Origin of the sequence: Acrocarpospora macrocephala (genome assembly GCF_009687865.1) — a bacterium.
GTDB lineage: Bacteria > Actinomycetota > Actinomycetes > Streptosporangiales > Streptosporangiaceae > Acrocarpospora > Acrocarpospora macrocephala.
On sequence record NZ_BLAE01000009.1, the window covers coordinates 30,563 to 53,128 of the forward strand.

Here is a 22,566-nt window from a genome sequence, read left to right on the forward strand (position 1 = left end):
GGAACATCGATGCGGGGGCGCCTCGGGCGAACCGTCGGAATGGCCGCCCTGCTGACCGTCTTCCTGGCGGCGGCCTGCACCTCCAGCCCGCGGCCACCGGGCGCCGAGCCGACCAGGTCCCCGTCACCGCCGTCGTCCCCTTCACCCAGTCCTTCCGGCGGCTGCGGGCAGTATCCGACGCCGGCGTGCACGGGCGTGCCCAAGGGCACCAAGCTGACCAAGCTGAAGCTGAACATGGACGGCGAGACGCTTCGGATCACCAAGCGCGGCACCAAGCTGGACGCGGTGCACGTGCCCGGCAACCTGCTGATCACGGCCAACGACGTGGAGATCACCAACAGCCGGATCGACGGTCAGATCATGGGGATCTACGATGACAAGCGCTACTCGTTCACGGTCGCGGACTCCACCGTCGGCGCACCGAACCGCTGCGACACCGCCCCCGGCATCCTGGACGCCAACTTCACCGCCACCCGCGTCCACATCCGCGGCCACGGCGACGGCTTCAGCGTCTCCGGCGACAACGTCACCATCACCGACTCCTACGTCCTGCTCTGCTCCAACCCCGGCGACCACTCCGACGGCATCCAAACCGTCGGCGCCAGCAAAAACCTCACCTTCCACCACAACACCGTCGACCAACGCAAAGCACCCTCCCACACCGCCCCCGTCTTCCTCGTCGACGCCACCGAAGGCGTCGTCGTCACCGACAACCTCCTGATCGGCGGCACCTACACCCTCCAGGTCAGAACCGCCCCCGGCGCGATCGCCAGGAACAACGCCGTGGTCAACGAGTCCTGGGACTTCGGCCCGGCCTCGATCGACTGCGGGAACACCACATGGGAAGACAACAAGCTCGTCACCATCGACGACAACTACAACGTCACCGCCGTCGTGGGCCCGCTGGAATGCCCCACCTGACCGCCGCCCTCCTGGTCGCGGCGGCGCTGACCGGCTGCGGCTCCGACGGCGGACGCTCCTTGGCCGACCCGCCCGCCACCACCAAACCGGCCGGGTCATCCGGGTCACCCGAGCCCGCCGCACGGTCGGAGGAACCGCCGACCGCTCTGGTTGGCTACCCGAACGCGGACAGCACCGGCGTGCCCACGGGAACCCGGCTCACCGTCGTGACGGGCGACCAGACCATCAGCGCCGACAACCTGGTCATCACCGGCAAGGACTTCCACGGTTTCGTCACCGTCACCGGATCGAACGTCACCTTCCGCGACTGCGTCTTCCGGGGTCGCGCCACCGACCGCAACGCGGCCCTGCTGGACACCGAACGCGGCCGGAACACCGTGGTCGTCTCCTCCGACTTCGCTCCCTCCCACCCGTCGGCCACCGTCGACGATCTGTGGACCAAGAGCACCCGGATCTACCGGGCCGACATCCGGGGCGGCGTCGACGGCGTCAAAGCCAACAGCCACACCCTGATCCAGGACTCCTACATCCACGACCTGACCTGGTTCGACCGCGATCCGAACCAGAACGGCGGCCCCACCCACAACGACGGCGTGCAGTCCTTCGCCGGGGAACGCGACGTCACGCTGCGGCACAACACCATCGACATGTCCACCACCAAGCAGGCCAACGCCGCCCTGCAAACCTCGGCGCACGACACCCGGGTCCTGAACAACCTGCTGGACGGCGGCGCCTGCGTGCTGAACTTCGACCACACCGTGCTGAACGGCCCGCTGACCGGGATCGAGGTGGCCGGCAACCGGTTCGGGCGGCACTCCGCGTACGACTGCCCGATCCTGCTCAGCACCCGCTCGATCATGACCAGGAACGAGGGCAACGTCTGGGACGACACGGGCCGCCCTATTCCGCCCCCTGAGCGACACGACTGAACCCCCGGTGGGCCTTCGTGTCCTCCGGCGCGCGCGCCATCGCCCTGCGGTCGTCCTCGACGATGCGCAGCAGCACGCAACAGGCCCCGACCATGACGAACATCAGGGATGAGATCTGCGGGAAGGCCAGCAGGTCGAAGGTGACCGCGCCGCCCAGCGGGACGATCGTGGCCGCGGCCAGGGTCAGGGCCAGGTTGCGGTCGCGTGGGTCGTGGCTGAGGTAGCGGGCCCTGACCGCGCCGTACACACCGATCAGGACGAGCCCGACGAAGGCCGCGATGCCCAGCACGCCGGCCTCGACCAGGGAGAGCAGATACTGGTTGTCGAAGACCTGGTGCTTGGGGGCGTACCAGGTGCCGATGCCGCGCCCGAACCAGGGGCTGCGCCAGAACTCCTCGATCGCGTTCGGGTAGTCGTGCACCCGGTAGCGGATGCTGTCGTCCCTGCCGATGTTGGTGAACAGGGTGTAGAAGGCCCCGAGCAGCCCGGGGAAGAGCACCTTCACCACGGCCAGGAAGATGACGACGACGCCGAGAGACTGGAACCGGCGGCGGTTGGGCCAGCCGAGGAAGAGCACGAAGCCGACCGTGATGACGGCCAGGACGCCGGACCTGGAGACCGCGAACATCAGGCCGGCCGCGATCACCGCGGCGGCGGCCCACCAACGCCGGGGCGACTCGCCGCGGTCCCGGGCGTGGAAGCCGTAGTGGATCGCGAACGGCAGGATCATCGCCATGATCACGCCGAACTCGATCGGATGTCCGGTGGTGGCCGGCACCCGCTGGATGCCCGACCGGGCTTCCACGGCCTGCACTTCCACGTCGTTGGAGCTGAGGATGGGCAACTTCATGTAGCCGGTGAGGTCGAACCCGAAGATCCATTGGATCGCTCCCACGACCGCCATCCCCACGCCGGCCACCACCAGGGCCTTCAGCACGAAGTCCAGCCGCTCCCGGCCGCGTACCGCGTCGCACATGCCCAGCGCGAGACCCAGGTTGGCCAGGGCCAGCACCAGCGAGTGGTCGGCCGAGTTGAGCTCGTCGCTGGGCAGGTAGCCGTAGGCGGCATAGCCGTACAGGAAGACGATGGCCAGCGCGTAGGCGAAGATGCCGCGGCGGACCGCGTTGCCGCCCTTGGCCATGCCGAGGGTGGTGGTCAGGTGGGCGCACATCCACATCGTGAGGGTGAACAGGCCGAGCACGTCGGACATGGTCAGCGACATGGGCAGGCCGCGCAGGACCAGCCGGGCGGGGGTCAGCAGCAGCACCAGCACGCAGACGCCCAACAGGGTCGCGCCGTCGGCACGCCGTTCGAACGTGGTGTCCAGCGAGGCGATCGTCGTCATCCGGCCACACCGGAGGGCTGGGCGTCACGGGACTTCGCGGAGGCGGGAGCGGGGTTCCGGACGGCCCGCCTGATGGCCCGGCGAACCAGGTAGCTCTCCAGCGCGAAGGAGGACCACAGGCTCAGCAGCGCGCCCACCCCGGCCGCGGCGGCGGCGGCCCTGGCCCGGCTGCCGTGCTCCGGCTGCGGCGTGGTGGGGGGCACCACGTCCATCGCGGTGAGGAAGGTCGCCGGCGGCGCGTCCACCTTGGTCTGCCTGTTCAGCAGCTCCACCCGGGTCCTGGCCAGCACCCGCGCCACCATGTCGCGGGCCCCCTCCGGGCTGTCGCTCTCCGCCTCCACGAACACGAAGGGACCGCTGGACATGCTCTCCGGGTTGGTGCTGCCGTTGGTGACCTTGTAGGAGGTCGGATCCCCCGGCGTGACCCCCAGCTCGGCCGCGATCTCCGGCGCCCCCATGGCCTGGATCAGGATCGACGCGGTCATGTTCAGCCCGTAGTCGAAGTTGAGCAGCGGATTGATGATCGGATTCGGCAGTTTCGGGTTCGGCGGGACCGTTCCCCCGGTCTTCGGGATGCTCAGCACGATCACCCCGTTGGAGAGGTACGTCGGCGGAATGCTGGTATACACCAGGCCCGCGCCGCCGACGCCGAGCAGCAACACGGGAAGGGCGACGTACCACCGCCTAAACAGGACGAGGACCGTCCCCCAGAAGTCCATGTCATTTCCTTCCCCGAACCTTGACTGGCTATCGCCATGGGATGCGGGTGGTGTTACGGCCATGCGTAACGAGTCAGATGTAGTGCCGATAGCTGATGAGGGGCCGCCCTAGGGGCGTAGCCTAGCCTTCCATCACGGGAGATGTTCGATCAAGTCACCATATACGCAGAAGACGGGAGACCACCGGCCATGACCGAGCTGGCCGTTGTCACGCCGACCTGGAAGCCCGACGGGGAGTTCTTCGCCGAGTTGCACCGGTCCGTGCTGGAGTTCACCTCCGACGACACCGTGCACCATGTGATCGTCCCGGCCGCCCACAAGAGCGCCTTCGCCCGGTACGCGGGCCCGCGCTGCCGGATCTGGACGCACCCGGAGCTGATCCCGCGCCGCTACTGGCGGATGCCGGGCGGGGTGTGGCTGAACGCGGCGCGGCCGTGGCCCCCGGTCCGCGGCTGGGTGATGCAGCAGACCGCGAAGATCGCCGCCGCCGGGCTGATCGAGGCGGACGCCGTGCTGCTGGCCGACTCGGACGTGAGCCTGGTCCGGCCGGTCCACGTCAAGAATTTCCGCACGGACGGCGCGCTGTCGCTGTTCCGCAAGGAGAACGCGGTCCATGCGGACATGGCACGCCATGTGATCTGGCATCGGGTCGCCCGGGACCTGCTCGGCCTGCCGCCCGCGCCGCCCCCGCCGCTGACCGACTACGTGGACGCGCTGGTGTTCTGGGACCCGGCCGTGGTGCGCGGCATGCAGGCCAGGATCAGTGAGACCACCGGCCGGCCCTGGGTGGACGCCTTCAACTCCCAGCTGCACGTCTCAGAATTCATCGTGTACGGCGTCTACGCCGACGAAGTGCTCGGCCGCCGCCCCCCGGCCAGCCCAACCGTCTGCCACAGCAGCTACGACCGCTCGCCGATGGACCACGCGGCGGCCATGGCCTTCGCCGACCGCCTCGGCTCCGACGCGGTCGGGATGATGATCTCCTCGCACTCCGGAACGCCCCTGGAGATCCGCCAGGCGGCCGAGCTCCGCTGCGTCCAGGTAGCCAAGGGATAAGACGGCCAGCCGGCTCAGGAGGGCCGGTGGTCGTCGGGGGAGTTGCCGTTCTGCGCGGCCCTGCCGCCCACCCCTGCCTCGTCCCCGTCGGAGGCCGCGTCCGACACGACCACCACCACGGTGTAGTCGTCGTTGTCGACGTGGACGGGGTCGTTGCGGACAACCGGGCGGGGCTCCTCCTCCACCCGCGTCACCGACCCACTGGTGATCATCGGCGGGTGCGCCTTGCGGATCACCTGATCCGCCCGCCACTGCATGGTGCTGGTGACGTCGTCCATGTCGGCGAAGCCGCCGGGCACGACCACCGGATCGGCCCGGGTCGGCCGCGCGACCGTCCGCACCGTCGGCCGCTTCGGCAGCCGCGACCGGACCACCGCGTAGGCCAGCCCGAAGGTGCCCGCCAGGGTGAGCACGAACGCCGCGATCGCGCCCTGCCACTTGCCGCCCAACTGCAGCTCCGGCACCGACACCGGGACCACCTCGGCCACCGTGATGAAGGTGGAGCGCGGTGCGCCGAGACCCTTCTGGCGGGTGTCCAGCTGACTCCGGATCAGGGCCTGGGTCTTGTCCACCACGGACTTGGCCTGCTCGGCCGTGGGCGCGTCCACCGAGATGAAAATGTACGGCCCCGAGAGGTCCAGCAGATCGGGGTTGGTGCGCCCGTCGTCGATCACCAGGTCGACGGGTCCCCCCACGGGAGCGCCGAGCGAACGCCGGATGTCGGGCGCGTTCATCGACTGGATCATGATGCTCGCCGTCGTCTTGAGCCCGTCGGTGAACTGGAGCAACGGGTTGGTCAGACCGGCCGGTTTGGTCGGATCGGTGGACACCCCCTTGGCCGATGTGGTCAGCACCATGAGGACGTTAGACGTGTAATGGACCGGTACAAAGTAAAAAGTCGCCGCAGCCACCGCAAGCGAAAGGAGCACCAGTGGCGGTCCCACCAGCTTCCGTGCGGTCAGGCTGAGGATTATCTTCCAGAAATCCATAGTTTCCCCGCCCAGGTCATGGCGCACGGGAGCGCCTCGGGCGGCCCCGACCCTACACGGTTGGAATCGCCCACAACTCCTTGATCGTTACATTCGTAACCGAGCAGTAATCGATCACAGACGTTCCGTATACTATCCATCTACCACCCGATGACCATCTCCGAACGGTCTGCTTACCTCCACTCTATGCACTCTCCACAACCGTTACATCGCAGGCTCCCCTGCCGATAGACCCTTCGAGGCCAGAAATCGCACTCGGGGGAAGAGGATCAGATGACGTCTGCTGCGGATCGGCTGGCAACTGGGACGGCTCCGCCGACCGCCCCCGCGCAGCGCCGCCTCGTGGGCCTGGACGGCATCCGCGGACTGGCCGCCCTTTTCGTGGTCCTGCACCACTGCTGGTTATCCACGTTCCCCGGCTTTCCCCGCGACACCGGCCCCGGCTGGGCCTCCTGGCTGCTCTACGGACACTTCGCGGTGGTCGTGTTCATCGTGCTCTCCGGCTTCTCGCTGGCGGTCGCTCCGGCCCGCAGGAGCTGGGAGCTGGGCGGCCTGGGGCGGTTCACGCACCGACGGCTGTGGCGCATCCTGCCGCCGTACTGGCCGGCGCTGGCAATAAGCCTGGCGGTCGCCTGGACGCTGGTGCCACAGCCCGGTGAGGGGCCTCCCACGGCCAAGTCGGTGCTGTTCTACGGGCTGCTGATCCAGGACGTGTTCGGCTCGCCCAGCCCGAACGGGGCGTTCTGGTCGATCGCCATCGAAGCCCAGCTGTACCTGGTCTTCCCGCTGCTCCTGCTGCTGGTGCGCAGGGCCGGGGTGGCGGCGATGCTGGGCGCGGTCGGCCTGGTGGTGGCCGCCATCGGCCTGCTCGCGCCCTCGGTCCCCGCGGTGGACCTGTTGATGCGGTTCACGCCGCAGTTCGCGATGCTGTTCGCGATCGGCGCGGTCGCGGCCGGGGTGGCGGGCGGGCGCTGGCTCCGGGTGCCGTGGGGCTGGCTGTCGCTGCTGGCGGCCGTCCCGGTGCTGACCCTGATCGTGCTGCGCGGCTCGGTGTGGACGGTGCAGAACTTCTACTGGGTGGATCTGGCGCTCGGACCGGCCGTGGGCTGCCTGCTGGCCGCCATCGCGGCCGGCCGCCCCGGCCGGCTGGTCCGGCTGCTGGACACCCGGCCGCTCCGCTCGCTCGGCTCCTACTCCTACAGCCTCTACCTCACCCACGCGCCGCTGGTGGTGACGCTGCACACGCTGGTGATCGCGCCGAACACGACGCCGGGCGTGCCCGCCTTCCTGGCCACCCTGGCGCTGTGCGTGCCGGTGGCGCTGCTGGTGGCCCGGGGCTTCGCGGCCGTGTTCGAGCTGCCCTTCCAGCGGCACCGGACCTGGCCGGAGCTACGTGCCGCGATCCTGGCCCGCTGGGCCAGGATCAGCGGGAGGTCATCAGGCGGGTCGCCCGAGCGCCGAAAGATCTGATCTTCTCGTACGGCACCACCAGCGCCACGTACGTGGCCAGACCGGCGCCGCCGGCCAGCGCCAGCGAGACGAACGGGTTGCCCGCGGTGAGGTAGGCCACCGGCAGCGCGACCGCGAGCAGGGCCAGACCGCCGAACAGCGGGCGGATCAGGGCCGGCAGGATCGGCTTGAGCGTGATCCCGGTCCGGCTCACCGCGACGACGGCCAGCGGCAGCGCGACCAGCAGGGCCGCCCCCGCCTGGCCGACGGCGGCCCCCCTGATGCCGTCCAGGTGGGTGCAGGCGATCACGGTGGGCACCATGACGGCGCCGTACCCGATGTTCATCCAGACCGTGGCGCGGGTGGCGCCCTGGCCGTTGAGGATGTCCAGGGCGAAGGAGGTGAGCATGCGGACCAGCATCAGCAGCGCCAGGAAGCGCAGCACGCCGGCCGACTGGTCCCAGACGGGGCCGTACAGCACGAAGACGATCTGGTGGGCCAGCGCGCCCATCAGCAGCGCCAGCGGCAGCACGCCGCTGAACAGCAGCGTGACCGAACTCTGCACGCCCCGGGAGAGCTCGTCGTCCTCGCCCTCGGCCAGCCGGGAGAATCCGGCCAGCGACACCTGCCGGATGGCGCTGCCGACCAGGCCGGGCACCCAGCTGGAGACGTTGAAGGCGAGCATGTAGTAGCCGAGCGGCGCCTCGCCCATGATGTTGCCGACGATGACGTACCCGACGTTGACCAGCAGCGTCTCCAGGCCGATGCCGGCCGCGGACGGGAGGCCGAAGCGCAGCAGCCGCCCGGCGACGGGCCGGTCGAAGCCGATCCGGAACGGCATCCTCGCCCAGAAGAGCACCAGGATCCCGGTCACCACCGCCGCCGACACCTGACCCCAGGCGAAGCTGTACGGCCCGGCCCCCCCGGCGGCCAGCGAGATGGCCAGGGCCGCGTTGACCACGAACCCGGCCAGGATGGCCATGCTGCTCTTGTCCTGCTGGAACCGGCGCAGCAGCACGCCGGTGCGGACCGCCGTGATCGCCTCGACCAGGATGACCGCGGTCAGCAGCCGCACCACCGGGGTCGCGTCCGGGCTGCCCGCGGCGGCCGCGTAGTAGGGCGCGCCCACCCAGAACGCGCCGTACAGCGCGGTCGCCGAGAACAGGTTCAGCAGGGTCGCGGTGGGGGCCATCTCCTCGACGGAGCCACGCCACTGGATGGTGGCGGCCATGATGCCGAGGTCCTTGATCACCATCACGATGTTGGTGGCGGCCAGCGCGACCGCGTAGACGCCGAACTCCCCGGGAGCCACCAGACGGGCCAGGATCAGGCCCATGACGAAGGAGCCCGCCTTCATCACCAGGTTGCCGAGCAGGCTCCAGCCGAGCCCGCGCCCGGCCTTGCGCCGCAGCGAACCCGAGGTGAGCTGGTCAGGGCTCTGGATGGTGCTGTCAGTGCTTCGATCGGGAGTCACGGGCGGAGCGTGTCGTCTATCGTGCCGTCGACGCGCCGGGCGGAGAGCCGGGCCAGCCGGGTGAACCGGTTGGCGAAGGCGTCCTCGGTCAGCCCGTGCCGCCGGTAGGCGTCCAGCAGTTCGATCGCGCCGACCTTGACCGTCCGGCTCGCCTCGTAGCCGGGCAGGGCGGCTCTGATCTTGCCGAAGTCCACCCGGTAGGAGCGTGGGTCCGCGCCGGCCTCGCCGGTGATGGTCAGCACGGACCCGGGCACCGCCTCGACCACCTCGTTCGCGATCTCGGCCACGGTCAGGTTGTTCTGCTCGGTGCCGACGTTGAAGGCCTGGCCGTGCACCGCGGCCTTCGGGGCGCTCAGGACGGCCGCGAACGCCTCGGCGATGTCCAGGGCGTGCACCAGCGGACGCCACGGCGTGCCGTCGGAGAGCACCTTGACCTGGCCCGACAGGTACGCGTGCCCGACCAGGTTGTTCAGCACGATGTCGGCGCGCAGCCGGGGCGAGAACCCGAACGCGGTGGCGTTGCGGAGGAACACCGGGGTGAAGTCGTCGTCGGCCAGCGCGAGCAGATCGTCCTCGACCCGGACCTTCGACTCCGCGTACGGCGTGACCGGTCGCAGCGGGGCGTCCTCGGCGAGCAGGTCGTCCCCGCCGGAGGCGCCGTAGACCGAGCAGGTGGACGCGTACAGGAACCGGCTCACCCCGGCCTCCTTGGCCAGCAGGCCCAGCCGGGAGGAGGCGTGATGGTTGATGTCGTAGGTGAGCTCGGGGGCCAGCGCGCCCAGCGGGTCGTTGGACAGCGCGGCCAGGTGGGCGACCGCGTCGAAGCCGGCCAGCTGCTCGGGGCGCACGTCGCGCAGGTCCACCGCGAGGGACGGGCCCTCCGCCGGCGCGGGTCCGAGCAGGCAGTCGGCGAACAGGCCGGAGTCCAGACCGACCACCTCGTGCCCGGCGGCGGTCAGCACCGGGGCCATCACGCTGCCCAGATAGCCCTGGTGGCCGGTCAGCAGTACCCGCATCAGTTCTCCAGATCGAGAGTCAGTTTGTTGGCATGGAACGCCTCGGCATAGCGGGCGTGGCATTCGATCCCGCGGATGCGAGCCAGGCCGAGGAACGCCTCCCGGTCATACCACGGTTTGCTCCGCTGGGACGGGTAGTGCCGCTGGAGCAGGCTCACCTTGGCCTCGGCGACCTCGGGGGTGAGCGGCTGGTAGACCGAGGGCGCGGCCAGGTCGCCGTCCCATTTGACGATCTCGTACGACAACGCCAGATGATCGCGAAACACCGTGGGCACCAGCTTGGCCAGCCCCCGATGGTCCTGGTGCGCGTCTCCCCGCCAGGGGCAGAACAGCAGCTGCGGGTCGATCTGGCCGCGCAGGTTCGCCACCGCGTCCTTGGCCTCCTCCCAGTGCGCGGGCAGCCGCCCATCCGGGATCTTGAGCACGGTGATCCGCAGGTCGGCGTCCGGGCAGAACGCGGCGAGTGCGGCCCGCTCCTCGTCTTCCCGCTCGGTGCCGCCGCCGGACAGGATCAGCGCGTCCACCCGCAGCCCCGGCCGGGCCGCGCAGAGGGTGAGCAAGCTGCCGCCGGCGCCGATGGCGAGGTCGTCGCAGTGCGCGGCCAGCGCGGCGACGGCGGTCACGGAGGTCGGGCGGAGGCCGATCACGCGCGCTCCCACAGCGCCCACGGCCGCTCGCCGCGCGCGTACTCCTCGTTCAGGGCGACGCGTTCCTTGACGGTGTCGGTCGGCCGCCAGAAGCCGCGATGCGGGTAGCCCAGGAGCTTGCCGCGCTTGGCCAGTTCGGCGCAGCCGTCCGCGACCAGGTCGCCGTTCTCCGGAATGTGATCAAAAATCTCCTGCCGAAGGACGAAATATCCCCCGTTTGCCCACAACGGCATGTCGCTGACCGGCGTGATGCCGCCCACCCGGCCGTTTTCGCCGATCTCGATGCAGTGGAAGGTGTCCGACGGGGGGACGACGGTCATCGAGGCGCCGGCGTCGGACGCGGCGAACCTGGCGATCATTTCGTCCAGCGGGGCGTCGGTCAGCACGTCGGCGTAGTTGGCCAGGAACATCTCCTCGTCCGCCACATACTGGCGCACCCGGCGCAGCCGCTCGCCGATCGGCGAGTCCATGCCCGTGTCCGCGAACGTGATCGACCAATCCGAGATGTCGGTGGACAGCATCTCCACCTTGCCGCCGCGCAGGACGAAGTCGTTGGACGCGGTCTCCTCGTAGTGGAGGAAGAAGTCCTTGACGTAGTGGGCGCCATACCCCAGGCACAGCACGAAGTCGGTGTGGCCGAAATGCGCGTAATACCGCATCACATGCCAGATGAGGGGTCGAGGACCTACCGGCTGCATCGGCTTGGGGACGTCACCCGGCGCGCCGCTGCGCATCCGGGTGCCGTACCCGCCACAGAACAGGACGACCTTCACACGATCTCCAGGGGACGGAATCGGGAGACTACCCTGTCTCCCCACTTTCGGACATGACGTATCGATGACGCGGCGGGTCCGGCGGAGGTTGGCGATCCGGCGAACTTCGCCAGGTCAGGAGCGGCCGAAGGCCATCTTGGCGACCTTGCGGACCCGGCGCGCCGCGGTCTGCCGGTGCCTGCGCACGTACAGCCCGCCGACCGCGCCCCGGATCTGGCGATACTGCTCGGACGTCAGCGTGCCGTCCGCGACCTGGGCGCGGGCCCAGTAGAGGGTCTCTCGGCACTGGAGCAGCGTGGAGCAGTAGCCCTTCCAGGTCGGCACGCCGAGGCGGCGCGCCAGCTTGCCGCGGTGCTTGATGTCCCAGTGCCGCGAGGCCAGCACCTCGTTGATGTGCTCCCACGGTCCGCCCATGGCCAGCCGGGCGGCGAACACCTGATCCTCCCTGGGCATGTTGCGGCGGGGGGACATGGCGGCCACCTGGGCGCGGCGGACCATGCCGTACAGCGGGTCGATGATCAGATAGCTCTCGTTGAGCAGCCGCGACAGCTCGGCGACGCGCTCCGCCGGATCATCGGAGTTGAGGCCGGAACCCGGCGCGGCCTCCTCGTACCGCTCGGTGCGGACGATGCCGTCCCGGGTGTCGGTGTAGGAGATCTGGGTGGTGACCATCAGGAGCCGGGGATCGGCGGCGAACGCGTCCAGGCACTTGGTGGAGTAGGTGGGGTCGAGCCGGTCGTCGTCCCCGATCCACCGGAAGAACTCGCCCTTGGCGTTCTGGATGGCGAAGTCGAAGTTGCGCAGCATCCCCAGGTTCTCCGGCTGGCGGAAATAGGAGATGCGGCTGTCCTCCGCGGCCAGGCCGCGGCACAGCTCCTCGGTGGAGTCGGTCGACGCGTTGTCGGTGATGACCAACTCCATGTCGCCGTGCTGCTGAGCGAGGACCGACCGGACCACGCCTTCCATGACGTCGGCGCCGTTGTATACCGGCAGGCCGATGGACACTAACATCTGTGCTCTCCTCGGGGGTGGATCTTTTCGTGGGTCAGCGCGGCTCGACGCGTTCCAGCCAGATCTCGCGCCAGAACGGCAGGTGCCCGCGGGGGCAGTTCATGTTGGGGACGCCGGGGCAGACCACGTCCTCCAGCACGATGCAGGGCGTCTTCATGGTCAGCATCCGGCCGGTCGGCTCGTCCAGGCAGCGCTCCACCCGGCCGATCACCCGCGCGGTCTGGCCGCAGAACCGGGTCAGCCCCACCTCGAAGCCCATGCCGCGGTTGCGCAGCTGCGGGTCGAGGGTGGCCGCGATCTCCTCTTTGGACTTGACCCGGACCAGCTCGCCCGGTTTCAGGTCGAGGGTCTGCACGGGGGTGCCGCCGACGGCGGTGCCCCTGAGGAAACCCCACTCGAGCCCGCCCTTGATCCACAGCCGTCTGGGCAGCACCCGGCGGCTGAGGCTCTGCAGGCGGTTGAACAGGCCGATCAGGAAGGCGCGGAAGGTCTCGAAGGCGGTGGCGTTGCCGGAGCGCACGTCCCAGGCGTACTGCCGGAAGTCCTTGAGCGGAAGGCGCTCCGGGGCGGCGCGGAGGATCTCGGTGGCCTGGCAGGCGTAGCGGGGCGCGCCGTCGGGGAACGGCTCGCGGAGGGTGTTGCGGTGCAGGATTTGCACGTCCACCGGCCCAGACCGGCGCGGCGGCGGGTCGTCCGCGGGGCCCTCCCCCTTCCGCAACCAGGCGGTCTTCCAGTAGAAGAGGCAGGCGGTCTGGCAGCCGCCGTGCGCGCCGCCGTCGCACCTGGACCCGGTCAGGTGCACCGCGTCGGGCATGTGCCGCAGACCGGTGCGTTCGATGGTGTCGCAGAGCTTGTGGGCGACCTTGTAGACGGTGAGCTTCTTGCCGCAGTAGTCCAGCATCTCCGGCATGAAGGGGAGCCCGTCGAGCTCCCCCTGCTCGTCCAGCGTCGCGAGGATCTCCTCGGCGCTGAGCACCTCGACCAGATCGCCTACCTTGAGGGATTCTGGCGCTTTTACGGCCTTGGTGGCCTCGGTCATATTCGCTCCCCGCCCTCTGGTGACTGCTCGATCAGGAGACCGGCCTCGGTCAGGGCCTCGGCCGCCTCCACCAGCGCGGCGAACGGGATCTCCGATCGCTGGGCGATGTCCAGAAGGCTGTGGTCACCATCGGAATAGTTAAGTATCCATAAGATCGCCATCTGGTGTTGCTTGTTGTCGCGGTTCAGACTCGGTGAGGTGTAAAGTCCCCGTTTTCCGAGCTGCGGTTCTCCGTACGGCTGGAGGTTCAGGTAAACGCGATCGCCCTCCAGCACCTCCACGATCTCCCGCACCGCGGCCAGGGTGTCGGCCATGGCGTCGGGCGTGACCAGCTCGGGGTCGTCCGCCGAGGTGTGATATTCGGGGTACCCCTCGTTCGGTGACCTGGTCAGCAGGCCCACCGGCAGGTTGAATCCGGGCGAGCAGAACTGCCGCTCGTCGTAGCCGTACGGGGTGAAGTCCACCACCGTGTGCTCCCGCTCGCGCAGCGCGTACGCCGCGACCCGGTCCACGGCGGCGTCGCCGCGCCGGCTGCGCTTGTACCGCAGCGGCCCGGGATCGCCCGCGCAAGCCAGCACCAGGCCGTGCTTGACCAGGCCGAGCCGGTCCCGGTTGCGGGCCAGCCAGGTGATCGAGCCGATCGTGCCCGGGGCGAACAGGAACCGATAGGTGAGCCGCGGCCCGCCCGGGATCCCGGCCAGCGCCTGAGCCAACTCGACCGCCACCGCGATGCCCGCCAGCGTCTCGTTGGCCAGCGCGGGATGGCAGGTGTGACAGACGATCAGCACCTCGTCGGCCAGCCGACCCGGCACCACGTGCTCGGCGTAGGTGAGGTGGCCGTCGGCGAGGGTGGCGTCGATCCTGACCTCGTACTCCTCGTCCTCCTGGAGTTCCTTCAGCGTGTTGTCGCTCAGGCAGAACCCCCAGGTCCCGGAGTAGTACCCGGCCCGGTACGGGATCAGGTCCGGCTGCCCCGGCAGCGTGTGCAGGTGCTCGCGCAGCTCGGCGAACGGCAGCGTGGCGTGCACCGGCACGCTGTAGCCGACCACATGCAGCGGGGTCGCGGCGAAGTCCACCACCCGCCGGCCGGTCCGGTCCTTGACGTACGCGTCCCGGATGTTCCACTCCTGGGGAATCGTCCAGTCCAGCACCGGGGTGCCGGTCGGCACCTCGTGCACCTCCAGCGGGATGCTCTCGCCGATGATCTCCAGGGTCCGCCGGACGCCGTCGCCGGTCATGCTGCGGCAGATCGGGTGCAGCCGCCGGACCAGCGCGTGCATCCGCGCCCCGGCAGTCACACGATCTCCAGGGACGGGATCGGGAAGACCAGCTTGCCGCCCCAGTCACGGACATAGGACAGCTGGTCGGTCAGCTCCGCCTTCAGGTTCCAGGGGAGCACCAGCACGTAGTCCGGGCGGTCCGCCGCGATGCGCTCCGGCGGGAAGATCGGCACCCGCGTTCCCGGGGTGAACCGGCCGTGCTTGTACGGATTGCGGTCGACGGTGTACGCCAGCAGATCCGGCCGGATGCCGCAGTGATTCAGCAGCGTGTTGCCCTTGCCCGGCGCGCCGTACCCCACCACCGAGCGCCCCTCGTCCGCGGCCCGTACCAGGAACGCCAGCAGATCCCGGCGAACCTTGGCGACGCGGTCGGCGAACTGCCCGTACCCCGATATATCCAGCAATCCCGCGGCTTGCTCCCGCGCGATCACCTCGCCCACCCGGTCGCTCACCGCGGCGCCCAGCTCCATCGGCCGCGCCCACAGGCGGATCGAACCTCCGTGTGTCGGGAGCAGCTCCACGTCCACCAGGGCGAGACCTCCGCCGGCCAGCGCCTGCCGTGCCGAGGCCACGGAGTAGTACTGGAAATGCTCGTGATAGATCGTGTCGTACTGATTCAGCTCCATCAGCGTCAGCAGATGCTGAACCTCGATCGACACCCATCCGTCATCGGCGACCAGCGCCCGCAGGCCCTGGGTGAAGCCCACCACATCCGGAATGTGGGCGTACACATTATTTGCAACGACCACGTCGGCGGGCCCGTGCTCCGCCCGCACCCGTGCCCCGACCTCGGGCGACAGGAACTCCGTCACCGTCGGAACGCCACGCTCCCGCGCGACCGCCCCCACGTTGGCCGACGGCTCGATCCCCAGGCAACGGACCCCCCGGTCCACCACGTGCCCCAGCAGATATCCGTCGTTGGACGCGACCTCGACGACGAAGCCCGGCCGCAGCCGGTCCACCACGTCGTTCACGAACCCCTTCGCGTGCTCCACCCAGGACGACGAATACGACGAGAAATACGCATACTCCGTAAATGTCTCCTCGGGCGTAATGAGCGGAGGAATCTGCGCGAGCCAGCAGGACGTGCAAACCCGCAAATGTAATGGATATGTCATCTCCGGTTCATCCAGCTGACCCGCCGTCAGGAACAGCTCGCACGGCGGCGTCGCGCCCAGGTCCACCACACTGGACAAACTGCCCGAACCACACAAACGGCAGGTAACGGCGGCGAGCTCTCCGGCGGATGGCACGTTCCCATGGACGGTCATGGCATTCCCGATCTTGTGTGACTGATGTTTCTCAACGTATCCAAGACGCCGGTGAGGCGGGGTTGGTTGGCGTGGCAATAGGACGACATTTCCCCTCCAGACCAACGGCTCGCCAGCGAATTATTCGGGCCCTTCCCCTCAAGCGTTACAACCAGGCGATCATAGACGAACGACTGTGCGATGCTCTCGTGCATGGACCGCCTGAGCATCGACGGAGCGTGGGTTCACACGCCCACCGTCCACTCCGACCCCCGTGGCACGTTCCACGAGGCCTTCCGCGCCACCGACCTGCGCGCCGCCGCCGGACGCCCGATGGAACTCGCCCAGATCAACAGCTCCACCTCCAGGCGCGGCGTGCTGCGCGGGGTGCACTTCGCGGCGGTGCCGCCGGGCCAGGCCAAGTACGTCACCTGCGTGTCCGGTTCCGTGCTCGACGTGGCGGTGGACCTGCGGGTGGGTTCGCCCACGTTCCTGCGCTGGGAGAGCGTGGTCCTCGACGACGCCACCCGCAAGGGGATCTACCTGGCGGAAGGGCTCGGACACGCCTTCCTGGCGCTGAGCGAGCAGGCCACCGTCGTGTACGTCTGCTCCCAGCCGTACGCGCCTGGCCGGGAGCACGGCGTCCACCCCCTGGACCCGGATCTCGGCATCGACTGGCCGGCCGGCCTGACCCCGCTGCTGTCGGACAAGGACGCCGCCGCGCCCACCGCCAAGGAGGCCATGGCGGCCGGGCTGCTCCCGGATCACGACACCTGCCTGGCCCACTACCGATCGCTCGCGGGCTGAGCGACCGGGTTCAGCGACGGCCAGGCCGCCCGCAGGCCCGCCCGCCAGTCTCGGATCGGCGGCAGTTCCGCGGCGGCCCACCGGTCGTGGCCGAGCACGCTGTTGACCGGCCGCTGGGCCGGGCGCGGGAAACGCGCCGAGGGGATCGGAACCACCCGGTCCGGATCCGCGCCGAGCAGCCGGAAAATCTCCTGGGCGAAGCCGTGCCAGCTGGTCCTGCCCTGGCTGGTGCCGTGATAGATCCCACCGGGGTGCCGCCTCCGCCCCAGCTGGAGCAGCCGCGCCGCCAGGTCGGCGGTCCAGGTCGGCTGCCCGAACTGGTCATCCACCACGGTCACCTGATCCTGCGAGCCGGCCAGGCGGATCATCGTGCGGGCGAAGTTGGGGCCGTGCGCGCCGTACAACCAGGCGGTGCGCACCACCGTGCCGCCGTGCGCCAGCACGGCCCGCTCCCCGGCCAGCTTGGTCCGCCCGTACGCGTTGACCGGATCGGTCGCCTCGTCCTCCCGGTAGGGTCCGGAGCCGGTGCCGGCGAAGACGTAGTCGGTGGACACGTGCAGCAGCCGGGGACCGCAGGCCGCGGCCAGTGACCGCACGGCGTACCCATTGACGGCCAGCGCCTCCGGCTCGTGCGTCTCGGCATCGTCCACCGCCGTCCAGGCCGCGCAGTTGATCACTACCTGGGGGTTCAGGTCCCGCACGGCGACGGCCACCGCGTCCGGATCGGTCAGGTCGAGCTCACCGCGGCCGAGGGCGGCGACCTGCTCGCCGTCCCGGGTGAGCGCCTCGACGACATCGGCGCCGAGCATGCCGCGGGCGCCCGTCACCAGCCAGGTGGGGTTCATGATCTGCCTGTCTCGGGAAGGGCGAGCTCGGTGAGCGTCGCACGGTGGTCGCAGTGCGGCAGCGCGAACGCGTCGAACCCCAGCACGGCGATGCGCCGGTCGGCCAGGACATGATCGATGGCGACCTTGGGGAAGAACGGCGGCTGCTCATAGTAGGGCCAGGTCATGGTCAGGCCCTTGCCCACGACGTCGGCGGCGTCGCGGTAGCCGGTGGCGATCAGCTCGCGCAGCACGGCGTGGTCGAGCGAGGAGTTGAAGTCCCCGGCCAGCACCCGCAACCGCCCGCCGACGGGGGCGGGGGGCAGTGCCCGGATGCTCGACGCCCAGCACCCGACCCGCCAGCCGCTCGACGGCGCGCACGCGTGCACCGCCACCACATCCAGCTCCTGCCCCCCGGGCAGGGTCACCACGGCGGGGATCTGGGCCGGTCCATCGCCCGGGATCGGGGTGTCGCCGGGCCGCAGCGGATGCCGGGAGAACACCGCGGAACCCCAGGCATCCTCCAGCGGCTCCCCCACCCGGTTCGGCAGGAGCTCGCTGATGCCCCGCTCCGTCAGCGCGTCGGCCAGCCAGGGCGCGTACTCCAGCAGGATGAGCACATCGGGGCGGATGGCGCGGATCGCGGCCATCAGCGCGCCGGCGTCCACAGTGCCGTTGAAGGCGTTCAGGGCCAGCACCTTGACGCGCGGGCCCGAGACGTCTGGATTGCCGCTCGGCAGCGCCCTGGGCAGCACGATCACCGCGAACATGGCCACCACCGCCAGCCAGGCCAGCGCCGGGGGCCACCGGCGCAGCGCGACGGCCAGCGCCAGTGGCAGCACTGCGGCGGCGGCCACATACGGGGTGAAGGACACCGCCTGGGACCAGCGGAACTTCGGTTCGGCGCCGGTCAGCCTGAGCACCGCCCAGGCCGCGAACGGGACCAGCAGCGCCCACAGGGCAGGAGCGATCCACGCCCGGGGAGCGGTGGTGGCGATGTGCTGAACCTCCAGCGTGATGCGCACGACAGCGGTCGGAGGCTACCGCGAACCCGACCGCAGCGGCTTCCACCAGGACGGGTTGTCCACATACCAGCGCACGGTCTCGGCCAGCCCGTCCTCGAAACTCACCTGGGGAGCGTAGCCGAGCGCGCGCAGCCGGGAGTCGTCGAGGGAGTAGCGCCGATCGTGGCCCTTGCGGTCGGGCACCCGCTCGACCATGTCGGGGGCCGCCTCCAGAGCGGTCAGCAGCCGCTCAGTGAGCTCCAGGTTGCTCAGCTCGGCGGTGCCGGCGATGTGGTAGACCTGCCCGGGCTCGCCGCGCTCGGCCACCAGCTGGATGCCCCGGCAGTGGTCGTCCACGTGCACCCAGTCCCGGATGTTGCCGCCGTCGCCGTACAGGGGGACCTTGCGGCCTTCGATCAGATTGGTGACGAACAGCGGGATGATCTTCTCGGGGAACTGGTAGGGCCCGTAGTTGTTGCCGCACCGGGTGATGGACACCGGCAGCCCGTGCGTGGTCGCGTACGCCATCGCGATCATGTCTCCGCCCGCCTTGGCCGCCGAGTACGGCGAGCGCGGCGCCAGCGGCGTGTCCTCCGCCCAGCTGCCGGTCTCGATGGACCCGTAGACCTCGTCCGTGGACACCTGCACGACCCGGCCGACGCGAGCCGTCAGGCAGGCCTCCATCAGCGTCTGGGTGCCCAGCACGTTGGTGCGCACGAACTCGGCAGGGCCCTCGATCGACCGGTCCACGTGCGACTCGGCCGCGAAGTGCAGCACCACATCGTGCCCGGGGACCAGGTCGGCCAGCAGCCGGGCGTCGCAGACGTCTCCGTGCACGAAGGTGTGACGGCCCGCCACGGGGGCAAGATTGGCCAGGTTACCGGCGTAGGTGAGCCGGTCGAGAACGGTGACTTCGGCGCCCGCGAAGGCGGGGTAGCCATCGGACAGGACGGTGCGCACATAATGGGAGCCGATGAAGCCGGCCCCGCCGGTGACAAGCAATTTCACGGGGAGATTCACAACCTGTTCGTCGTTGCCGTTCGTTGTTCACTTCGCAGCGGTTACGTCGTACCGACTCCTCAACGGACGCTTGGGTTGACCTCGTTCAGGCCAGCCAAAGCGACATGATAGGAAATTTCGCCAAAATTGATGCGAGTCCGTTACCTCACCCGCCACAATGGTCCCCCGGTACGCACACAAGTATGGACGAGCCGAGCGCCCAAAGCGCGGAGGTCAGATAAATGGCCCATTCACACTCGCACCGTCGCGGCTCCCTGCGGCGCTCGTTATCACGGTCCCGCGTCGCGTACGCGTTGTCCGGCACGCTGGTGGCCGTCGCCGTCTCGGTGACATTCCTCACCTCAGGCAACGACGGAGGACCGGCCGGGCAGACCGCCAAGCTGACCGCCGCCACCCCAGCGGCCGCGCCTGAGGTCAATGAAGTCAGCTTCTGGACGCCGACCGCCGCGATCAAACCGCCCCGGCACAAGGACAAGACCCCGCTGGAACTGGGCACCCGGTTCACCGTGGATCGGGACGGCTGGGTGACCGGCGTGCGCTTCTACAAGGCCAAGGGCGAGAAGGGCAAGCACACCGGCAACCTCTGGAATTCGAAGGGCGTCAAGCTGGCCAGCGTCCGGTTCACCGCCGAGACGGCCGCCGGCTGGCAGGAGGCCCGGTTCGGCGCGCCGGTCCAGGTGCGCGCGGGGTCCACGTACACGATCTCTTACCACAGCACACACGGCACCTACGTCGGCAAGCCCGGCGTCACCGGCCTGGCGGCCGGCCCGATGGCCACCCCCGCCAGACGAACCGGCGTCTACCGGTACGGCAAGAGCGGATTTCCCCGCGAGTCGAACCCGAAGAACTACCACTACTACGTCGACCCGATCTTCCGCTGGATGGACTGGCGGCCGAATCCGGTCGAAACCACCGCTCCCGTGGTAACCCCGACCCCGGCCGAGCCGGCCGTCGTCACGCCGACGCCGAGCCCCTCGCCCACACCGACGCCTATCGTGACCGTCACTCCCACCCCGTCGCCGACACCGACCCTGACACCGACACCGACGCCCACACCCAAGGTGACACCCACCCCCAAGGTGACGCCGACCTTCACGGCGAGCCCGCTGCCCCCGGACCCGGGCAGCCGGACCTGCGCCGACTTCCCCACCCCGGCCTGCACCGGTGTGCCCCCGGGCATCCAGCTGAAGAAGCTGGCGCTGAACTTCGACGGTGACTCCTACCGGGTGACCCAACCGGGCACGGTGCTCGACGGGGTGCACATCCCCGGCACGCTGCTGATCACGGCGAACGACGTGACCGTGCGCAACAGCCAGATCGACGGCCAGATCATGGGCGTGTACGCGGACAAGCGCTACTCGTTCACGGTCACGGACTCCACCGTCGGCGCACCGAACCGCTGCGACACCGCCCCCGGCATCCTGGACGCCAACTTCACCGCCACCCGCGTCCACATCCGCGGCCACGGCGACGGCTTCAGCGTCTCCGGCGACAACGTCACCATCACCGACTCCTACGTCCTGCTCTGCTCCAACCCCGGCGACCACTCCGACGGCATCCAAACCGTCGGCGCCAGCAAAAACCTCACCTTCCACCACAACACCGTCGACCAACGCAAAGCACCCTCCCACACCGCCCCCGTCTTCCTCGTCGACGCCACCGAAGGCGTCGTCGTCACCGACAACCTCCTGATCGGCGGCACCTACACGCTGCAGATCAGAACCGCCCCCGGCGCGATCGCCAGGAACAACGCGATCGTGAACAACAGCTGGAACTACGGCCCGCTCAACGTGGATTGCCGTAACACGGCCTGGTCGGGGAACAAGCTGGTGACCATCGACAACGACTACAACGTGACCTCCACCGTCAGCCAGCTGGACTGCGGCGGCTGACCCCGGACATGAAAGAAGGGCCCCGGACGCATCCGGGGCCCTTCTTTCATGTCACGAGCTGATCTGAACCTGGCTGTGGTCGCCGAGGACCAGCCGGTGCGCCCGGGGCATGCTGGGCGCGGGGGTGACCACCACGTCGTGGCCGATCAGCGAGGACTCGATCCGGCGCACCCCGGTGATGGAGGCCCGGGGCAGGACGATCGAGTACTCGATCTCGCTGCCCGCCACGACGCAGTCGGCCGCGATCGAGGTGAACGGGCCGACGTAGCTGTCCCGGATGCTGGCACCCCCGCCGACGATGGCCGGGCCGACGATGCGGGAGCGCTCGATCACCGCGCCCGGCTCCACCACCACCCGGCCGATCAGTTCGCTGGCCGCGTCCACCGATCCCTCGATCCTGGTCTCCACCGACTCCAGCACCAGCCGATTGACCTCCAGCATGTCCGCGACATTACCGGTGTCCTTCCAGTAGCCGGAGATGACGGAGGACTCCACCCGGTGGTCGTGATCGATCAGCCACTGGATGGCGTCGGTGATCTCCAGCTCGTGCCGCCAGGACGGCTTGAGCTCGCCGACCGCCTCGTGCACGGCGGAGGTGAACAGATACACCCCGACCAGGGCCAGGTCGCTCTTGGGCCGGCGCGGCTTCTCCTCAAGCGCGACCACCCGGCCGTCGCCGTCCAGCTCGGCCACGCCGAACTGGCTGGGATTGGCCACCTGGGTGAGCATGATCTGGGCGGCCGGGCGATCCCGGACGAACCGCTCGATGACGCCGTTGATGCCGCCGACGATGAAGTTGTCGCCGAGATACATGACGAAGTCGTCCTCGCCGAGGAACTCGCGCGCGATCAGCACCGCGTGCGCGAGCCCCAGCGGGGCCTCCTGGCGCAGGTAGGTGACCTCGACGCCGAATCGGGAGCCGTCGCCGACGGCCGCCTCGATCTCGGCGTGGGTGGAGCCGACCACGATGCCGATCTCCCGGACCCCGGCCGCCGCGATGGCCTCCAGGCCGTAGAACAGGACCGGCTTGTTGGCGACCGGGACCAGCTGCTTGGCGGAGGTGTGGGTGATCGGCCGGAGCCTGGTGCCAGATCCTCCGGCGAGCACGAGGGCTTTCACGG

General features: G+C 69.4%; 21 protein-coding genes. 6 read left to right on the forward strand and 15 right to left on the reverse strand.

Going from position 1 to position 22,566, the window contains the following annotated elements; translation table 11 throughout:
- Positions 1-9: 9 nt before the first annotated feature.
- Both Amac_RS08350 and Amac_RS08355 read left to right on the forward strand, forming a co-directional pair.
- Positions 10-921, forward strand: coding sequence for a right-handed parallel beta-helix repeat-containing protein (locus tag Amac_RS08350; protein ID WP_155353747.1), 912 nt, complete (start codon positions 10-12; stop codon positions 919-921).
- Entirely contained in the window at positions 909-1,850 is a 942-nt protein-coding gene (locus tag Amac_RS08355; protein WP_155353748.1) for a hypothetical protein, read from the forward strand. The genes Amac_RS08350 and Amac_RS08355 overlap by 13 nt, the downstream gene beginning before the upstream one ends.
- Here Amac_RS08355 and Amac_RS08360 read toward each other — a convergent pair.
- Both Amac_RS08360 and Amac_RS08365 read right to left on the reverse strand, forming a co-directional pair.
- Entirely contained in the window at positions 1,822-3,195 is a 1,374-nt protein-coding gene (locus tag Amac_RS08360; protein ID WP_155353749.1) for an O-antigen ligase family protein, read from the reverse strand. The genes Amac_RS08355 and Amac_RS08360 overlap by 29 nt on opposite strands.
- On the reverse strand, positions 3,192-3,914 hold the full coding sequence (locus Amac_RS08365; protein ID WP_155353750.1) for a hypothetical protein: 723 nt from the start codon (positions 3,912-3,914) through the stop codon (positions 3,192-3,194). Before Amac_RS08365 ends, Amac_RS08360 begins: the two co-directional genes overlap by 4 nt.
- Before the next feature lie 189 nt (positions 3,915-4,103).
- Between Amac_RS08365 and Amac_RS08370 the strand changes: the two genes are divergently transcribed.
- Positions 4,104-4,970, forward strand: a complete 867-nt coding sequence (locus tag Amac_RS08370; protein ID WP_155353751.1) for a DUF6492 family protein — start codon at positions 4,104-4,106, stop codon at positions 4,968-4,970.
- A 14-nt stretch (positions 4,971-4,984) separates the two neighbouring features.
- Here the strand turns inward: Amac_RS08370 and Amac_RS08375 are convergent, their stop codons facing one another.
- Positions 4,985-5,827, reverse strand: coding sequence for a hypothetical protein (locus tag Amac_RS08375; protein ID WP_155353752.1), 843 nt, complete (start codon positions 5,825-5,827; stop codon positions 4,985-4,987).
- Positions 5,828-6,232: 405 nt separating this feature from the next.
- Here Amac_RS08375 and Amac_RS08380 point away from each other — a divergent pair, with 405 nt between their 5' ends.
- Complete coding sequence (locus tag Amac_RS08380; protein WP_155353753.1) at positions 6,233-7,429, forward strand: acyltransferase family protein; 1,197 nt, start codon at positions 6,233-6,235, stop codon at positions 7,427-7,429.
- Here the strand turns inward: Amac_RS08380 and Amac_RS08385 are convergent.
- The 8 genes from Amac_RS08385 to Amac_RS08420 form a co-directional block, all read right to left on the reverse strand.
- On the reverse strand, positions 7,383-8,882 hold the full coding sequence (locus Amac_RS08385) for an oligosaccharide flippase family protein (RefSeq protein WP_246268165.1): 1,500 nt from the start codon (positions 8,880-8,882) through the stop codon (positions 7,383-7,385). The genes Amac_RS08380 and Amac_RS08385 overlap by 47 nt on opposite strands.
- Positions 8,879-9,898, reverse strand: coding sequence for an NAD-dependent epimerase/dehydratase family protein (locus Amac_RS08390; RefSeq protein WP_155353754.1), 1,020 nt, complete (start codon positions 9,896-9,898; stop codon positions 8,879-8,881). Before Amac_RS08390 ends, Amac_RS08385 begins: the two co-directional genes overlap by 4 nt.
- On the reverse strand, positions 9,898-10,545 hold the full coding sequence (locus Amac_RS08395) for a PIG-L deacetylase family protein (protein ID WP_155353755.1): 648 nt from the start codon (positions 10,543-10,545) through the stop codon (positions 9,898-9,900). Before Amac_RS08395 ends, Amac_RS08390 begins: the two co-directional genes overlap by 1 nt.
- Positions 10,542-11,318 (reverse strand): sugar phosphate nucleotidyltransferase, encoded by a 777-nt coding sequence (locus Amac_RS08400; RefSeq protein WP_155353756.1) that lies wholly within the window; start codon positions 11,316-11,318, stop codon positions 10,542-10,544. Before Amac_RS08400 ends, Amac_RS08395 begins: the two co-directional genes overlap by 4 nt.
- A 114-nt stretch (positions 11,319-11,432) precedes the next feature.
- Complete coding sequence (locus tag Amac_RS08405) at positions 11,433-12,329, reverse strand: glycosyltransferase family 2 protein (protein WP_155353757.1); 897 nt, start codon at positions 12,327-12,329, stop codon at positions 11,433-11,435.
- A 34-nt stretch (positions 12,330-12,363) separates the two neighbouring features.
- A complete protein-coding gene (locus Amac_RS08410; RefSeq protein WP_155353758.1) occupies positions 12,364-13,368 on the reverse strand; it encodes a hypothetical protein in 1,005 nt (334 codons plus the stop codon).
- Positions 13,365-14,666 (reverse strand): DUF4910 domain-containing protein, encoded by a 1,302-nt coding sequence (locus Amac_RS08415; protein WP_246268166.1) that lies wholly within the window; start codon positions 14,664-14,666, stop codon positions 13,365-13,367. The genes Amac_RS08410 and Amac_RS08415 overlap by 4 nt, the downstream gene beginning before the upstream one ends.
- On the reverse strand, positions 14,663-15,919 hold the full coding sequence (locus tag Amac_RS08420; protein ID WP_155353759.1) for a class I SAM-dependent methyltransferase: 1,257 nt from the start codon (positions 15,917-15,919) through the stop codon (positions 14,663-14,665). The genes Amac_RS08415 and Amac_RS08420 overlap by 4 nt, the downstream gene beginning before the upstream one ends.
- Before the next feature lie 192 nt (positions 15,920-16,111).
- Here Amac_RS08420 and rfbC point away from each other — a divergent pair, with 192 nt between their 5' ends.
- The gene (gene rfbC / locus Amac_RS08425) at positions 16,112-16,705 is read left to right on the forward strand and encodes a dTDP-4-dehydrorhamnose 3,5-epimerase (RefSeq protein WP_155353760.1); all 594 of its coding nucleotides are present in this window, start codon (positions 16,112-16,114) and stop codon (positions 16,703-16,705) included.
- Here the strand turns inward: rfbC and rfbD are convergent.
- The 3 genes from rfbD to rfbB are packed head-to-tail and all read right to left on the reverse strand — an operon-like array spanning position 16,684 to position 19,541.
- The gene (gene rfbD / locus Amac_RS08430; protein ID WP_155353761.1) at positions 16,684-17,550 is read right to left on the reverse strand and encodes a dTDP-4-dehydrorhamnose reductase; all 867 of its coding nucleotides are present in this window, start codon (positions 17,548-17,550) and stop codon (positions 16,684-16,686) included. The genes rfbC and rfbD overlap by 22 nt on opposite strands.
- Positions 17,547-18,554 carry an endonuclease/exonuclease/phosphatase family protein gene (locus tag Amac_RS08435; protein ID WP_155353762.1) on the reverse strand — a complete coding sequence of 336 codons (1,008 nt, stop codon included), beginning with the start codon at positions 18,552-18,554 and terminating at the stop codon, positions 17,547-17,549. Before Amac_RS08435 ends, rfbD begins: the two co-directional genes overlap by 4 nt.
- 15 nt (positions 18,555-18,569) lie before the next feature.
- Positions 18,570-19,541: a dTDP-glucose 4,6-dehydratase gene (gene rfbB, locus Amac_RS08440; protein ID WP_155353763.1), complete on the reverse strand. Its 972-nt coding sequence runs from the start codon at positions 19,539-19,541 to the stop codon at positions 18,570-18,572.
- Positions 19,542-19,774: 233 nt separating this feature from the next.
- Between rfbB and Amac_RS08445 the strand changes: the two genes are divergently transcribed.
- Positions 19,775-21,445: a DUF4082 domain-containing protein gene (locus Amac_RS08445; RefSeq protein WP_155353764.1), complete on the forward strand. Its 1,671-nt coding sequence runs from the start codon at positions 19,775-19,777 to the stop codon at positions 21,443-21,445.
- Between the two features lie 51 nt (positions 21,446-21,496).
- On the opposite strand, the gene Amac_RS08450 is transcribed toward Amac_RS08445, so the two are convergent.
- Positions 21,497-22,564 carry a glucose-1-phosphate thymidylyltransferase gene (locus tag Amac_RS08450; RefSeq protein WP_155353765.1) on the reverse strand — a complete coding sequence of 356 codons (1,068 nt, stop codon included), beginning with the start codon at positions 22,562-22,564 and terminating at the stop codon, positions 21,497-21,499.
- Between the last annotated feature and the right edge of the window lie 2 nt (positions 22,565-22,566).

Bases quoted from the DNA above. Each gene is read 5' to 3' on its own strand.
- Amac_RS08350 (WP_155353747.1), top strand. From the start codon at position 10: ATGCGGGGGCGCCTCGGGCGAACCGTCGGAATGGCCGCCCTGCTGACC.
- Amac_RS08355 (WP_155353748.1), top strand. From the start codon at position 909: ATGCCCCACCTGACCGCCGCCCTCCTGGTCGCGGCGGCGCTGACCGGC.
- Amac_RS08360 (WP_155353749.1), bottom strand. From the start codon at position 3,195: ATGACGACGATCGCCTCGCTGGACACCACGTTCGAACGGCGTGCCGAC.
- Amac_RS08365 (WP_155353750.1), bottom strand. From the start codon at position 3,914: ATGGACTTCTGGGGGACGGTCCTCGTCCTGTTTAGGCGGTGGTACGTC.
- Amac_RS08370 (WP_155353751.1), top strand. From the start codon at position 4,104: ATGACCGAGCTGGCCGTTGTCACGCCGACCTGGAAGCCCGACGGGGAG.
- Amac_RS08375 (WP_155353752.1), bottom strand. From the start codon at position 5,827: ATGGTGCTGACCACATCGGCCAAGGGGGTGTCCACCGATCCGACCAAA.
- Amac_RS08380 (WP_155353753.1), top strand. From the start codon at position 6,233: ATGACGTCTGCTGCGGATCGGCTGGCAACTGGGACGGCTCCGCCGACC.
- Amac_RS08390 (WP_155353754.1), bottom strand. From the start codon at position 9,898: ATGCGGGTACTGCTGACCGGCCACCAGGGCTATCTGGGCAGCGTGATG.
- Amac_RS08405 (WP_155353757.1), bottom strand. From the start codon at position 12,329: ATGTTAGTGTCCATCGGCCTGCCGGTATACAACGGCGCCGACGTCATG.
- Amac_RS08410 (WP_155353758.1), bottom strand. From the start codon at position 13,368: ATGACCGAGGCCACCAAGGCCGTAAAAGCGCCAGAATCCCTCAAGGTA.
- Amac_RS08420 (WP_155353759.1), bottom strand. From the start codon at position 15,919: ATGACCGTCCATGGGAACGTGCCATCCGCCGGAGAGCTCGCCGCCGTT.
- rfbC (WP_155353760.1), top strand. From the start codon at position 16,112: ATGGACCGCCTGAGCATCGACGGAGCGTGGGTTCACACGCCCACCGTC.
- rfbD (WP_155353761.1), bottom strand. From the start codon at position 17,550: ATGAACCCCACCTGGCTGGTGACGGGCGCCCGCGGCATGCTCGGCGCC.
- Amac_RS08445 (WP_155353764.1), top strand. From the start codon at position 19,775: ATGGCCCATTCACACTCGCACCGTCGCGGCTCCCTGCGGCGCTCGTTA.